The sequence below is a fragment of the Paraburkholderia sp. CI2 genome, from assembly GCF_014201055.1.
In the GTDB taxonomy this organism is placed as follows: domain Bacteria; phylum Pseudomonadota; class Gammaproteobacteria; order Burkholderiales; family Burkholderiaceae; genus Paraburkholderia; species Paraburkholderia tuberum.
The window spans coordinates 1-14,100 of sequence record NZ_JACHDL010000004.1; the positions used below are offsets into that span (position 1 = coordinate 1).

Below are 14,100 nucleotides of genomic sequence, written 5' to 3' on the forward strand. Positions count from 1 at the left end.
CCTCACCTGGACGCGCGAGACCATCGATGCCGAACTCGCAGCACTGCTAAGCAGGTACGGCGCCGATTTTCAAATCAATTTTTCCTGAACACTTAGCCACCGTCGGCAAATAACCGGCAGCGATCTACGCGAAACCACCTCAATTACGGAAACGCTGGAGTCTATCGGAGTCGAGCCACCCGAAGCCCAATAGCTTCCGAACGGTACGGCTGCAATAATCGCCTCGCTTTACGGGGCTTTCCGTTCGAGCGTCAAGCGTGGGAAGCGTGAACGCACCGAAGGTGTGCTTCGTTGATGCGTGGCCGCGAGCACCTCCTTCAGTTGGACGATCCAGCAATTTCCTCCCAACTCCCCAGAATCCAGGTGCCAGATTACGCAAGTGCCAGAAACCCCTCCGCGGCTTTCAACGATGACCCATAATTCCCCCCACCCCCAACCCACGAATCCGCTGCGCCGATGTGGCAAATCGATCAGGTGACGCTGCGCTTGTTCATCGCCGTGTGCGAGGAAGGCACGATCGCGCGCGCGGCCGAGCGTGAGTTCATCGCGCCGTCGGCGGTCAGCAAGCGGCTCGCCGATCTCGAAGCGCTCGTCGATGTCGCGTTGCTGTCGCGCAGCCAGCGCGGCGTGCGCGCGACCGCCGCCGGCGAAGCGCTGTTGCGCCACGCGCGGCTCATCATGCGCGGCCACGAACGCCTGCAGGCCGAGCTCAGCGAGTACGCGGCCGGCGCGCGTGGGCATGTGCGCGTGCTGGCGAACGTGTCGTCGATGGTGGAGTTTTTGCCCGAGGCGTTGTCGGCGTTTCTGCAGGCGAATCCGGCGATTCGCGTCGACGTCGAGGAGCGCGTCAGCGCGGACATCGTGCGCGGACTCGAAGAGGGCGTCGCCGATCTGGGCATCTGCCGCGACACGGTGCCGCTCGGCAGTCTCGACACGCTGCCGTATCGCGCCGACCATCTCGCGCTGATCGTGCCGCGCGCGCATCCGCTCGCGGGCGAGACGCAGATCGGCTTCGAGCAGACGCTCGGGTTCGATCATCTGGGGCTCGCATCGAATGCGTCGGTCAATGCGCTGATGCAGCGCATCGCGCTGGAGAAGGGCAGCGAGTTGAATTACCGCACCTATGTATCGACGTTCGACGCCGCCTATCGCTTCATCCAGGCGGGTCTCGCGGTCGCGATCCTGCCGCGCGAGGCGCTGTCGCGCCATGCGGCCGACGAGTACGGCATCGTCGCCGTGCCGTTGCGCGAGGCTTGGGCCGCGCGGCGCTTCGTGATCTGCATGCGCGATCGCGCGGCGTTGACGCTGGCGGCCGCGCGATTGCTCGAGCATCTGCTGAGCGCCAGATAAGACGGGCGACGCACCTCGTCACCCACGCCTTCGCCACCTCCCCAGACAAACCCCTAGGCATTTCACCCAGGCGAGCGCCAAAGCCCGCCCCATCGGCCTGAGCGGCCATCGCAAGCGGCGATGGTGTGCTTCGTCAAAGCAGACTTTGCCGCGCGTCGTCACGCGGGCACGCTGTGACCCAGTCAGCGCATCACTTCCATCCAACGGGCCTCTGAAGCCCGCGTCCACGACCAGGATTCCAACCAATGAATGAAACCCGCGAGCGCGTCGTCGTGACCGAGGTCGGTCTGCGCGACGGTCTGCAAAGCATTGCCCGCATCATGTCCACCGACGACAAGCGGCGCTGGATCGACGCCGCCTACGCGGCCGGCGTGCGCCACATGGAAGTCGCGTCGTTCGTGCCGGCGAAGCTGCTGCCGCAAATGGCGGACGCCGCCGAGGTAGTCGCCCACGCCCGTAGCTACGACGATCTCAGCGTGAGCGCGCTCGTGCCGAACCTGAAGGGCGCGCAGCACGCGCTCGAGGCTGGCGTAGAGCGCATCGTCGCGCCGATTTCGGTGAGCGCCGCGCATAGCGTCGCGAACGTGCGCAAGACGCCCGCCGAGATGATCGACGCGTTCGCCGCGATGCGCGAGCTGATCGATGGCGCGTCCCCGGCAGGTGGGCGCCGCGCCGAGTTGATCGCCGGTTTGTCGACGGTGTTCGGCTGCACGCTGCAGGGCGCCGTGCCGTACGCGGATATCGCCGCGATCGCGCGCGCCGCGGTGCAGGCCGGCGCCGACGTGATCGCGCTCGGCGATACGACCGGCGAAGCGACGCCGCGTCAGGTCGGCGAGGTCATCGAGCTGGTGCGCGACGTCGCGGGCGACAGGCTGCGCTCGCTGCATTTCCACGACACGCGCGGCCTCGGGCTCGCCAACACGCTGGTCGCGCTGCAGCACGGGATCCGCGAGTTCGATGCGTCGCTGGCTGGTCTCGGCGGCTGTCCGCATGCGCCGGGCGCAACCGGCAACGTCAATACCGAAGACCTCGTGTTCATGCTCCACAGCATGGGCTACGACACCGGTATCGACATCGCGCGGCTACTCGCATCGCGCGCGGTGCTGGCGCAAGCGCTGCCGGGCGAGCCGCTGTACGGCTATCTCGCGCGAGCGGGATTACCGAAACAGTTCGCGCACGCGCAAGCGGTCGCGCGCGACTCCGCCAGCTACGCCGAATCTTTGCATTGTCCCCATTCTTCCGTTCCGCAGGTGCCGCAATGACTCCGCTTTCCTCCGCTACTTCAGCTTCGTCGTCGACGTCCTCGCCGCAGCCGGGTACCTTGCCGCTCGCGGGCATCCGCGTGATCGAGTTGTCGCATATGGTGATGGGTCCGACCTGCGGCATGATTCTCGGCGACCTCGGCGCCGAAGTGATCAAGGTCGAGCCGCCGCGCGGCGACAGCACGCGCCGGCTGCTCGGCACCGGCGCGGGCTTTTTCCGCACCTTCAATCGCAACAAGAAGAGCGTCGCGCTCGATCTCGACAGTGAAGCCGGTCTCGCCGCGCTGAAGCAACTCGTCGATAGCGCCGACGTCTTCATCGAAAACTTCAAACCCGGCCGCATGGCGAGTCTCGGCCTCGATTACGCGACGCTGCGCGAGCGCAATCCGCGGCTGATTTACGTGTCCCACAAGGGCTTTCTCAATGGTCCGTACGAACATCGTCTGGCGCTCGACGAAGTCGTGCAGATGATGGCGGGCCTCGCGTACATGACCGGTCCGGTGGGCCGTCCGCTACGCGCGGGCAGCTCGGTCAACGACATCATGGGCGGCATGTTCGGCGCGATCGGCGTGCTGGCGGCGCTGCACGAACGGCACGCGAGCGGCCGCGGCAAGGAGGTGCAGAGCGCGCTGTTCGAGAACTGCGTGCTGCTCTCGGCGCAGCACATGCAGCAGTTCGCGGCGACCGGCGTGGCCGCCGCGCCGATGCCCGAGCGCATCAGCGCCTGGGCCGTCTACGACGTGTTTACGCTCGCGCACGGCGAGCAGATGTTCATCGCCGCGACCGGCGACGCGCAGTGGCGCGCGCTGTGCGCGATTCTCGAACGCGACGATCTGCTCGCCGATGCGCGCCTCGCGACCAACAACGACCGCGTGCTCGCGCGCGGCTGGCTGCTGCAGACGCTCGGCGAAAGCCTGAGCCGTTTCGACGGTGCGACGCTCGTGCCGCTGTTCGAGCGCAATCACATTCCGTTCGCGTCGATCACGAAGCCCGAGGAGTTGTTCGACGATCCGCACCTGAACGCGAGCGGCGGCCTGGTGCCGCTGACGCTCGACGACGGCAGCGAAACCGCGATGCCGTTGCTGCCGATTTCGCTCGACGGTGCGCGTCTCGGGCCGCGTCGGCCGATCGCGAAGATCGGTGAGCACACCGTCGAGGTGCTGCGCGAACTCGGGTTCGACGACGCGCGGATCGCGGAGCTCGGCGGTGGCGTGCAATCGCGGGCGCCGCGCGCGGCTGCGTGAGCGTCGTGCCGCGCTTGACCCGCTGCAGCGGGCAATAGACCAATAATTCTGGAGACAGACGATGAAATCGTCGAATCAGGCGATGTACTCAACGGCGCTCGGCGATGCCGGCGCGCTCGACGGCTCACCCACGGACGCGGGCGCAGATGCAGCAGGCTCGGACCGCGCCGGCGCGATCGCGCTCGACGGCGCGCGCATTTCCGCGCGGCTCGACCGGCTACCCGCGACCCGCACGATCTGGCAGCTCGTGATGCTGCTGAGCTTCGGCATGTTCTTCGAACTCTACGACCTGATGTACTCCGGCTATATCGCGCCGGGACTCGTGCACAGCGGCCTGCTGACGGCCACGACGCGCGGCCTGTTCGGCACGAGCGGCGTCGCGAGTTTCATCGCCGCGCTGTTCGCGGGCCTGTTCATCGGCACGGCGGCGTGCGGCTTTCTCGCCGACCGCTTCGGCCGGCGCGCGATCTTCACCTGGTCGCTGCTGTGGTACACGGCGGCCAACGTCGTGATGGCTTTCCAGCATACGGCGCTCGGATTGAACTGCTGGCGCTTTATCGCGGGGATCGGCATCGGCGTCGAGATCGTCACGATCGGCACGTATATTTCCGAACTCGTGCCGAAGCACATTCGCGGGCGCGCTTCGGCGTGCTCGCAGGCGGTCGGCTTCTGCGCGGTGCCGATCGTCGCGTTCCTGTCGTATCTGCTGGTGCCGCAACGCCTGTTCGGTCTCGACGGCTGGCGTGTGGTCGTGCTGATCGGCGCGATTGGCGCGATCGTGGTGTGGTGGATTCGCCGCGGCTTGCCGGAGAGCCCGCGCTGGCTCGCGCAAAAAGGCCGCCTCGACGAAGCCGACGCGGTGATGACGCGTCTCGAAGCACGCGTCGCGCGCGAGTATCGGCGCCAATGCGGCCTGCCGTTGCCCGAGCCGGCGCTGCCCGAACCGGTGCGCGCGCGGGCCGCGTTTCGCGATCTGCTGGTGCCGCCGTATCGCAGGCGCACGCTGATGCTGATCATCTTTCACGTGTTCCAGACGATGGGCTACTACGGCTTCGCGAACTGGATTCCGACGCTGCTGATGAAGCAGGGCATCACGGTGACGACGAGTCTGATGTACGCGAGCATCATCGCGATCGCGGCGCCGCTCGGGCCGTTGCTGGGGCTGCTGATCGCCGATCGCTTCGAGCGCAAGACCGTCATCGTCTGCATGGCGGCGGTCAACGTCGTGTGCGGACTCGCGTTCAGCCAGGCGCGCGAGACGGTGCTGCTCGTGAGTCTCGGCGTGTGCCTCGTGCTCGCGGGCAACATCATTTCATACAGCTATCACGCGTACCAGGCCGAACTGTTTCCGACCGGCATCCGCGCGCGCGCGGTCGGCTTCGTCTACTCGTGGAGCCGGATTTCGGCGATGTTCTCGGCGTTCGTGATCGCCGCCTGCCTCGGCCGCTTCGGCGTGAACGGCGTGTTCGTGTTCATCTCGGGGGCAATGGCGATCGTCATGGTCGCGATCGGTACGCTGGGACCGAAGACGCGCGATGTCGCGCTCGAGGATCTTTCGAAGTAGCTAGGAGTCCTGGCGAGTCTCGTCGTTGCTCGACAGCCGGTCCGATACGTTGCCGAGCAGCAGCGCGAGCAGCACCACGCCGATCATTGCGAACAGGAACCCGCCGATCATCGTGGCAAGTATCAGCGTGATCCATGAAATGCCGTTCATGTGTGCGGTCCAGCGCGTTTGTCGGGGGCATCGTAACCCGTTCAGAACCACTTCTATGTGCGCTTGCCCGCCGTAAACCTGTCAGGCGACGCCGAACTATCGTCGCGTCGTGCCATTACGCGGCGCGTTTTGCCCGGGTGTCACAGTCGTTGCGTAGGGATGGCGGACTTCGTTCGCTGTCCTCGATCCCCCTTGCGGAAACCTCGTAGTCCATTTCCGCAATCGGTTGGCGGAAATGCACCCGCTCGCACCCGACTTATTCCGCCATTGGCCCACCTATTGCGGGGGCGCTAAAGTCGTCCGATATCCGTGTTTCAGGTTTGAAACGTTAATCGCCACGTTTATATTCCCGCCATCAGTAAAAATGAATTAAATAATCTTTTCTGGCGCGTTGAGTGCTTGCATTGGACGGCGCAAGGGTCGGTTGCGCGGCGCTTGCGCGGATCCTCAGGGGACGTTGTCGATGGAGCCGGGCCCGCTTGGTAGGGGCGGGGGTGTTCCACTCATCAATAGCCGATCTCGGCAAAAAAACTCTTTTAAAATACGCTTCGGTGGGTACATAAGGCGGAGACACGCCGCTTTTCGAGTAGCCGCGCAGTGTGCGCTGGCGTACGCATTCATTTTTCAAATTGCATTAAGATTTGCGAGTGCATATTCAACCATATGCGGTTAGACGATTAATTCAGTGAAAAGACGGTCGTTTCGGTATTGTGCCGAATTGCACTGGCCGATCACGTATTCATAGTGCCAATATGTCTGCACTTTCGGACATGACGGCAGAGCGCCGGAGGCCGTCGCTATGATGCACTGCGCGGAGTTCGCATTGTGCGTGATCGTAAAAGGTGTAGTAGATCGTTTTCTGTCGAGAGGATGACTATGACCTGCGCGAGTCTGGAGTCTGCAATGCTGCGCTGGGTGCACGCTCCGAACAAGGGCGTGCGTCGTGTCGCGATTCTGTTGTTCAACGACTGCTCGCTGCAAGGGGCGGGCGTGATCGCCGAGGTGTTCCAGGCTGCCAACGAACTCGCCACCTCCGGTTCGGGCGCGTGGCTGTACGACGTGTCGTTCTTGTCCGCCGGCGGCGGCATGGTGATTTCGTCGTCGGGTTTGCGCGTCTGGACCGACGGACTCGACGCGCGCCATTACGGCGGCTTCGACGCGCTCTATGTGGCGGGCGGCAAGGGCGCGGCGGCGGCGGCGCGCGATGAGCGTCTGCTTGGATGGCTGCGGCGCGTGCGTCGCAACACCGCGATGATCCGGCCGATCGCCGAAGGGCGCGCGGTGCTCGACGCGGCGGCCCTGCCCGAGGACAAGGAAGAGAGCGACCCGCACCAGCCGGCCTTGGCCGGAAATGGCGCGGGCTCGGCGGAGCAGGGCGTCGTCGACCTTAGCGACCGGCTGGAATCGATGCGCAGCGCGCTCGCGATGATCAAGCGCGATCTGGGCAACGCGACCGCGCGCTCGGCTGCCGAGCGGCTGCTGTCCGACTCGTGCACGAACCTCGCGCCGCTGCTCGGCGAGGACGGCGGCATGAGTCCCGGCGCCAAGGTTCGCGCGGCGGCGCGCTGGCTGCAGGAAAACTGCCAGCAGTCAATTTCGATTGCGGATGCCGCGCAGTTCGCGGCGATGAGCGAGCGCAACTTTCTGCGCCGCTTCAAGATGGAAATGGGTATCACGCCGTCGAGTTTCCTGTTGCACGAGCGCCTCGCGGTGACGTGCAGCCTGTTGACCGAATCGGAATTGCCGGTCGACAAGATCGCCCGGCGCACCGGGATGGGCAACGGCGACCGGCTCGCGAAAGTGTTTCGCAAGCGGATGAGGATTTCGCCGACCGAGTTCAGGATTCAAAGCCGCCGCATGGCAGGCGAGTAGCACCGACGGAGCCAGCCCGGTAACCGCGCACGACAGGCGGGGACCGGTCCGTTGTTCGCCGTACCTTGCAGATCGAAAAGGATTCCCGATATGTTGACGCAGGCAGGTGTGAGCGCCCGATCCGTCGAGCCGAACGGCGCAAGCGCCGGGGTTGCTGGCGCGCGCTGCGCGCACATCGTCCCGGTCATTCTCGCGGGCGGCTCGGGCACGCGGCTTTGGCCGGTGTCGCGCGAAAACTTTCCGAAGCAGCTGATCGACGTGGTCGGCTCCGACTCGCTGCTGCAGGCGACCGCGCGGCGGCTCGAGGGCTTCCCGGCGGGCTGGAGCGTCGACGCTTCGCCGATCGTCGTGTGCGGCGAGGAGCATCGCTTCGTGATCGCCGAACAGTTGCATGAAAACGGCGTCGACGCGCGTCTGATCGTCGAGCCCGCGCGCCGCGACACGGCGCCCGCGCTGACGCTCGCGGCATCGCTCGCGTGCGCGGCCGGCGACGACGCGATCCTGATCGTGATGCCGGCCGACCACGCGATCGCGGACCTGCCTGCCCTGCAGCGCGCGCTAGCGTGCGCGGCGCACCACGCGAGCGAGGGCGCGATTGCGACGCTCGGTGTGCCGCCGACGCGTCCCGACACCGGCTTCGGCTATATCCGGATCGGCGCGGCATTGACCGCTGGCGGCCACGCGATCGACGGTTTCGTCGAGAAGCCCGCCGAGGAAATCGCGAGGCAATACCTGGCGGCCGGCACCTACTGGTGGAATAGCGGCATCTTCGTCGTGCGTGCGCGCGTGTGGCTCGACACGCTCGCGGCGCTGCGGCCCGACATGCATGCGCCGTGCGCAACCGCGTTCGCGAGCGGCAAGCAGGACGGCGACGTATTCCGGCCATCGCACGACGCGTTCCTCGACGTGCCCGCCGATTCGATCGACTACGCGGTGATGGAGCGTTTGACCGAACCGCCGCCGGCGCAAGACGACAGCGCGAGCAACGTCGAAGCGCAAGGCGCGGCACAGAACGATATGCAAGCTCAAAGTCGAGCCGCGGTCATTCCGCCCGGCGTCGTGATCCCGCTCGAAGCCGGCTGGTCCGACCTCGGCTCATGGGACGCGGTATGGGCGGCGATGGAGAAGGACCCGAACGGCAACGCCGGGCGCGGCCGCGTGGCGTTCGAAGGCGCGGTGTCCTGCTATGCGCATTCGGAAGGGCGGCTCGTCGCGTGCGTCGGCACCGCGAACGTCGTCGTGGTCGAGACCGCGGACGCGGTGCTCGTGGTGGATCGCTCGCATGTGCAGGACGTCAAGGGGCTCGTGTCGCGCATCAAGGCGCAGCACGCGCCGGAGGCCGACGCGCATCGCAAGGTGCGGCGCCCGTGGGGCTTCTACGACTCGATCGATCGCGGCGAGCGCTTCCAGGTCAAGCGCATCGTCGTGACGCCCGGCGCAAAGCTGTCGCTGCAACTCCATCATCATCGCGCTGAGCATTGGGTGGTCGTGCGCGGCACCGCGCTCGTCACGCGCGGCGAAGAGCAGTTCCTGCTCAGCGAAAACGAATCGACCTACATTCCGCTCGGCACGCGTCACCGGCTCGAAAACCCCGGCAGGGTGCCGCTCGAAATCATCGAAATCCAGTCGGGTACCTATCTCGGCGAAGACGACATCGTGAGGTTTGACGACAACTACGGCCGCTGCCCGTAGGCAGCCCATGCACGCCCCTTTTTGCGTACAGGAACGGCAGAACGAGGTAAGTAAAATGCGCAAGTTTCAGGATCTGCTCGCGCGGATTTTCGATGTCGCTCTGGTATTGGCGGGTGCGACCGTGGCGTCGCGGATCCGCTTTGATTATCTCGGCCAGTCGGGTTTCTACTGGGCGCTGGTGATGTTTTCGGCTGCGTTCGCGCTCGCGATCTTCCCCGCGTTCGGCGTCTACGAATCATGGCGCGGCCGCTCGAAGCTCGGGCTCGCCGGTCAGGTGTCGCTCGCGTGGCTGATCGTGCAAGCCTGCGCGCTCGTGCTGATGTACTCGCTGCATCGCATCGATATCGTGTCGCGGCTGTGGTTCTCGTACTGGACCGCGACGACGGGTGGCCTGCTGATCGCGAATCGGGTGATCGCGCACGCGGTGCTCGCGCGGGCGCGCGGCGCGGGCATGAACCTGCATCAGGTGGCGATCGTCGGCAGCGGTTCGCAGTGCGATGCGCTCCTGCGCCGCATCGAGTCGGCGCCGACCGCGGGCTTTCGCGCGACCGCCGTCTACAACACGCGCCCGGACGACACCGGCATAACGAATCCGCGCGTGCCGGTGTTCGATCGCGTCGATCTGCTGGCCGACTACATCCGCACCAACGACGTGCACGAGCTATGGCTGATGCTGTCGCTGTCCGAGGAGCCGCTGATCTGCGCGCTGATCGACGAGTTCCGCGACGACCTCGTGAATATCCGCTTCATGCCGGACGTGCGCAGCCATGCGCTGTTCGAAGGCAGCGGCGTGGTCGATCTGCTCGGCGTGCCGGCGATCAATCTGGTCGCCTCGCCGCTGTCGGCCAACGCGATGCTGAAAAAGGAAGTCTTCGACCGGCTGTTCGCCGCGGCCGCGATCGTTGCCCTCGCGCCGCTGCTGCTTGGCATCGCGATCGCGGTCAAGCTGTCCTCGCGCGGACCGGTGCTGTTCAAACAGAAGCGCAAGGGCGCGGACGGCCGAGTGTTCACGATCTACAAGTTCCGCTCGATGCGCGTGCATACCGAAGCGAAGGGCACCTTGAGCCAGGCGACGCGCAACGACAAGCGCGTGACGAAAGTGGGCGCGTTTCTGCGCCGCACGAGCCTCGACGAGCTGCCGCAATTTTTCAACGTGTTGCGTGGCGACATGTCGGTCGTAGGACCGCGTCCTCATGCGCTCGAGCACGACGACCTCTATCAGAAGGTGGTCGCGGGCTATATCAATCGCTACCGGATCAAACCGGGAATCACGGGCTGGGCGCAAATCAACGGCTTCCGTGGCGAAACCGACCGCATCGAGAAGATGGAGCGTCGCGTCGAACATGACCTGTACTACCTGGGACACTGGTCGTTCGCACTCGACATGCGGATCATCGGCGCGACGATTGTCGCCGGACTGGTGCATCGAAACGCTTACTAGAAAGTCGATAACAACGCCTCGGGGCGAAGGAGTAAAGATCATGAGCTCACTTGGTTTTCGCACAGGAAGTCTTGTGGTTTTCGCAAGCGCAGCATTGCTTTCCGGATGTCAGGTCGTACCGGGACAACGGATGGTCACGCCGGCCGCGATTCAGGAGACGGGTGGCGAATTCAGTACCGAAGCCTCGCAGCAGAAGCAGATTCCGATCACCGATATCAATCTGGAACTGCTGAAGAAGCTGAATGCCGACCAGACTGCCTCGGTGTTGCCGCCGACGACGACGGGTCTGTTCGGCAAGCCGGCCATGTACAGGGTCGGCCCCGGCGACGTGCTGCAGATCGTCGTGTGGGATCACCCGGAACTCGCGGCCGCGCTGGGACAGCCGCCGACGACCTCGCGCCCTTCCGATGCAAGTCCGGGCTTCCTGATCGACGAGAACGGCGACATCCAGTTTCCGTACGCGGGCAACCTGCACGTCGCCGGCAAGGACGTCGCGACGATCCAGCGCGAGCTGCATTCGCGGCTGAGCAAGGTTTATCAGAAGCCCGAGGTGACGGTGCGCGTCGCGTCGTTCCGTAACGCGACGGTGTATATCGACGGCGAAGTGCGCACACCGGGCACGCAATCGATCAACGACATTCCGATGTCGCTGACGAACGCGATCGGCCTGAGCGGCGGCTTCAACACGACCGCGGATCGCAGCCGGGTCGATCTGATCCGCAACGGCACGACCTATAGGCTGAACATCGACGACCTCGTCAAGCGCGGCCGCAATCCGTCGGATATCTATCTGCAGCCGGGCGATACCGTGCGCGTGAACGCGCGCGAAGACAGCGGCGTCTACGTGATGGGCGAAGTCAACAAGCCGGCCACGGTGCTGCCGTTGCGCAACGGCTCGCTGACGCTGTCGCAGGCGATCTCCGACGGCGGCAGCTTCGACTCGAACACGGCCTCGGGGCAGCAGCTGTTCGTGATCCGCAATTCGACCAGCGACTCGCCGCAGATCTATCACCTCGATGCGACCTCGCCGGTGGCGATGCTGCTTGCGAACCAGTTCGAGCTGCAGCCGAAGGACATCGTGTACGTCGGTCAGGGCGGTCTGGTTCGCTTCAACCGTGTGTTGAACCTGCTGTTGCCCGCGATCAACGCGGCGGTGACGGGAGTCGTCGTGTCGAAGTGACGCATGCGTGACGCGATATCTGAACCGGCAGGCCTTGTTGGGTGAAAACATGGCAATCAATTACGAAAACCGTTACGCCGGCGTGTATGAACCGGGGCAGTTGCATCTGTCGGACTACGTGCGCACGATCGTGCGCGGTTGGCGCACGATCCTCACCGTGACGCTGATCGCGCTCGCGCTCGGTTGCGCGTACGCGTTCCTCACGCCGCCGGTCTATCGTTCGGACGTGCTGTTTCACGTCCAGGACAGGACGGCGAACGCGGTGAACGTCAATGCGAACGGCCGGGACGCGGCGGCGCCGCTTCCCGGAGCGTACGATTCGAAGCCGTCGACCGCGGCGCAGATCGAGCTTTTGAAGTCGCGTCTCGTCACCGAGGAGGCGGTCCGCGCGCTGCACCTCGACATCACGGCGAAGCCGCGTTATCTGCCGGTGATCGGCAGCAAGATCGCCGGACTCGTGAACGGGCACTGGTGGTTCCGGCTGCCGTCGTTCGTCAACCTGCGCGGGTTCGCGTGGGGCAACGAGAGCATCGCGGTGTCGCGCTTCGACACGTCGAAGGACTTGTATGGCGAGACCTTCACGCTAGTCGCGGGCGCCGGCAACACCTTCATGCTGCGCGATCCTCACGGCAGCGCGATCCTGTCGGGGCGCGTCGGCGAGACCGTGCAAACCGATACCGCGGTCGGCCCGGTCACGCTGCACGTCGACACACTGGTCGGCGCGCCCGGCTCGCGTTTCGAGCTGACGCGCGCGTCGACGCTCGGCACGGTAGAGCGTCTGGCGAAGACGATGGTCGTGCAGGAAACGGCGGAGGACTCCGGCGTGATCCGCGTGAGTCTCGAAGGCGCCGATCCGGCGCTGACCGCGGCGATCGTCAACAACGTGGCGCGCCAGTTCGTGCGGCAGGATCTCGCGAGCCGTTCGACCGAATCCGACCACACGCTCGCGTATCTCGAACAGCAACTGCCCGACGCGCGCAAGGCGCTCGACGACGCGGAAGAGCGCTACGGCAAGTTCCGCAATACACATGGCGCCGTCGATCTCGGTGAAGAAAGCAAGCTGCTGCTGCAGCAGATCGTCGACAACAAGACGAAGCTGCTCGATCTGCAGCAGCAGCGCGCGGAGCTGTTGCAGCGTTTTACGCCGAATCATCCGATGGTCGCCGCGCTCGATGCGCAGATCGCCGCGTTGCAGGGCGCGCAGAGCACGATGAACCACAGCGTCTCGACGATGCCCGACACCGAGCAGACCGCGCTGCGTCTGCAGCGCGACGTGCACGTGAACACCGATCTGTACACGAACCTGCTCAACAGCGTGCAGCGACTGCGGGTCGCGCAGGCGGGGCAGGTGAGCGGCGTGCGCGTGGTGGACTTCGCCGAAACGCCCGACGATCCGGTGTGGCCGAAGCGCATGCTGGTGATCCTGGTCTCGCTCGGCGGCGGCCTCGCGCTCGGCTTGCTGCTGGTCTTCTTGCGGCGCGCGATGCGCGGCGGCGTGGAGCGCCCGGACGAACTCGAGGGGATGCTCGGCGTGCCGGTATTCGCGGTGGTGCCGCGCAGCCAGACGCAGTTGCGCCTGCAGGAAAAGGTGTCGCTGCGCCAGCGCGGGCAGCATGTGCTGGCGCAACAGGCGCCCGAAGATATCGCGGTGGAAGGGGTGCGCAATCTGCGCACCTCGCTGCAGCTGTCGCTCGATCATGCGGCCAACAACGTCGTGATGATCACCGGCTCGCGGCCCGATGCGGGCAAGTCGTTCCTGTCGGTGAATCTGGCGACGCTGGTCGCGTCGGCGAACAAGCGCGTGCTGATCATCGACGGCGACATGCGACGCGGCGACGTGCATTCGCATTTCGGCGTCAGCCATCGGCCGGGACTGTCCGACGTGCTGTGCGGCGGCGATCTCAACGCGATGATCCAGCGCGACGTGCTGCCCAACCTCGACGTGCTCGCGAAAGGCACGCTGCCCTCGCACCCGGCCGAGCTGCTGATGAGCAAACGCTTCGAAGCGATGCTCGAGGTGTTGAAGCCGCAATACGACGTCGTGATCATCGACACGCCGCCGGTGCTCGCCGTGACCGACTCGACGCTGATCGGCAAATACGCGGCGACGACGCTGCTCGTCGTGCGGCATGGGCGTCAACCGCTGCATGAGATCATCGAAACCACCAAACGCCTGCGTAACGGTGGCGTCGGTCTGCGCGGCGTGCTGCTCACCGACGTGCCGCAGGAAGCGGCGTTTCTCGGCTCGGGGTATCAGGGCGGCTATTACGGCTACGACAGCATCGCCGGCTGACACTGCTGCCCGCGCGCGCGTCTTTCGGGGCGCCGCGCGGGCGGGCGTGATC

Annotated in this window: 10 protein-coding genes; 9 read left to right on the forward strand and 1 reads right to left on the reverse strand. The window is 65.4% G+C overall.

The window, feature by feature from the left end:
* The first annotated feature begins 456 nt into the window (after nucleotides 1-456).
* From HDG32_RS07395 to HDG32_RS07410, 4 genes are all read left to right on the forward strand, one after another.
* Nucleotides 457-1,350 carry a LysR family transcriptional regulator gene (locus tag HDG32_RS07395; protein ID WP_184065053.1) on the forward strand — a complete coding sequence of 298 codons (894 nt, stop codon included), beginning with the start codon at nucleotides 457-459 and terminating at the stop codon, nucleotides 1,348-1,350.
* Nucleotides 1,351-1,595: 245 nt separating this feature from the next.
* A complete protein-coding gene (locus tag HDG32_RS07400) occupies nucleotides 1,596-2,612 on the forward strand; it encodes a hydroxymethylglutaryl-CoA lyase (RefSeq protein WP_184065056.1) in 1,017 nt (338 codons plus the stop codon).
* Entirely contained in the window at nucleotides 2,609-3,856 is a 1,248-nt protein-coding gene (locus HDG32_RS07405; protein WP_184065057.1) for a CaiB/BaiF CoA-transferase family protein, read from the forward strand. The genes HDG32_RS07400 and HDG32_RS07405 overlap by 4 nt, the downstream gene beginning before the upstream one ends.
* Before the next feature lie 61 nt (nucleotides 3,857-3,917).
* On the forward strand, nucleotides 3,918-5,420 hold the full coding sequence (locus tag HDG32_RS07410) for an MFS transporter (RefSeq protein WP_184065059.1): 1,503 nt from the start codon (nucleotides 3,918-3,920) through the stop codon (nucleotides 5,418-5,420).
* Here HDG32_RS07410 and HDG32_RS07415 read toward each other — a convergent pair whose 3' ends face one another.
* Nucleotides 5,421-5,570 carry a hypothetical protein gene (locus tag HDG32_RS07415; RefSeq protein WP_176109418.1) on the reverse strand — a complete coding sequence of 50 codons (150 nt, stop codon included), beginning with the start codon at nucleotides 5,568-5,570 and terminating at the stop codon, nucleotides 5,421-5,423.
* Nucleotides 5,571-6,446: 876 nt separating this feature from the next.
* Here HDG32_RS07415 and HDG32_RS07420 point away from each other — a divergent pair.
* The 5 genes from HDG32_RS07420 (at nucleotide 6,447) to HDG32_RS07440 (ending at nucleotide 14,048) form a co-directional block, all read left to right on the forward strand.
* Nucleotides 6,447-7,442: a helix-turn-helix domain-containing protein gene (locus HDG32_RS07420; RefSeq protein ID WP_184065723.1), complete on the forward strand. Its 996-nt coding sequence runs from the start codon at nucleotides 6,447-6,449 to the stop codon at nucleotides 7,440-7,442.
* Nucleotides 7,443-7,532: 90 nt separating this feature from the next.
* Complete coding sequence (locus HDG32_RS07425; protein WP_184065061.1) at nucleotides 7,533-9,134, forward strand: sugar phosphate nucleotidyltransferase; 1,602 nt, start codon at nucleotides 7,533-7,535, stop codon at nucleotides 9,132-9,134.
* Between the two features lie 55 nt (nucleotides 9,135-9,189).
* On the forward strand, nucleotides 9,190-10,575 hold the full coding sequence (locus tag HDG32_RS07430) for an undecaprenyl-phosphate glucose phosphotransferase (RefSeq protein WP_184065063.1): 1,386 nt from the start codon (nucleotides 9,190-9,192) through the stop codon (nucleotides 10,573-10,575).
* Nucleotides 10,576-10,615: 40 nt separating this feature from the next.
* Complete coding sequence (locus HDG32_RS07435) at nucleotides 10,616-11,755, forward strand: polysaccharide biosynthesis/export family protein (protein WP_184065065.1); 1,140 nt, start codon at nucleotides 10,616-10,618, stop codon at nucleotides 11,753-11,755.
* Between the two features lie 49 nt (nucleotides 11,756-11,804).
* Nucleotides 11,805-14,048 carry a polysaccharide biosynthesis tyrosine autokinase gene (locus HDG32_RS07440; RefSeq protein ID WP_184065067.1) on the forward strand — a complete coding sequence of 748 codons (2,244 nt, stop codon included), beginning with the start codon at nucleotides 11,805-11,807 and terminating at the stop codon, nucleotides 14,046-14,048.
* Nucleotides 14,049-14,100: the final 52 nt, after the last annotated feature.

What these genes read in the sequence shown, in the direction of transcription:
- HDG32_RS07395 (WP_184065053.1), top strand. Translation starts at nt 457, where the DNA reads ATGTGGCAAATCGATCAGGTGACGCTGCGCTTGTTCATCGCCGTGTGC.
- HDG32_RS07400 (WP_184065056.1), top strand. Translation starts at nt 1,596, where the DNA reads ATGAATGAAACCCGCGAGCGCGTCGTCGTGACCGAGGTCGGTCTGCGC.
- HDG32_RS07405 (WP_184065057.1), top strand. Translation starts at nt 2,609, where the DNA reads ATGACTCCGCTTTCCTCCGCTACTTCAGCTTCGTCGTCGACGTCCTCG.
- HDG32_RS07410 (WP_184065059.1), top strand. Translation starts at nt 3,918, where the DNA reads ATGAAATCGTCGAATCAGGCGATGTACTCAACGGCGCTCGGCGATGCC.
- HDG32_RS07415 (WP_176109418.1), bottom strand. Translation starts at nt 5,570, where the DNA reads ATGAACGGCATTTCATGGATCACGCTGATACTTGCCACGATGATCGGC.
- HDG32_RS07420 (WP_184065723.1), top strand. Translation starts at nt 6,447, where the DNA reads ATGACCTGCGCGAGTCTGGAGTCTGCAATGCTGCGCTGGGTGCACGCT.
- HDG32_RS07425 (WP_184065061.1), top strand. Translation starts at nt 7,533, where the DNA reads ATGTTGACGCAGGCAGGTGTGAGCGCCCGATCCGTCGAGCCGAACGGC.
- HDG32_RS07430 (WP_184065063.1), top strand. Translation starts at nt 9,190, where the DNA reads ATGCGCAAGTTTCAGGATCTGCTCGCGCGGATTTTCGATGTCGCTCTG.
- HDG32_RS07435 (WP_184065065.1), top strand. Translation starts at nt 10,616, where the DNA reads ATGAGCTCACTTGGTTTTCGCACAGGAAGTCTTGTGGTTTTCGCAAGC.
- HDG32_RS07440 (WP_184065067.1), top strand. Translation starts at nt 11,805, where the DNA reads ATGGCAATCAATTACGAAAACCGTTACGCCGGCGTGTATGAACCGGGG.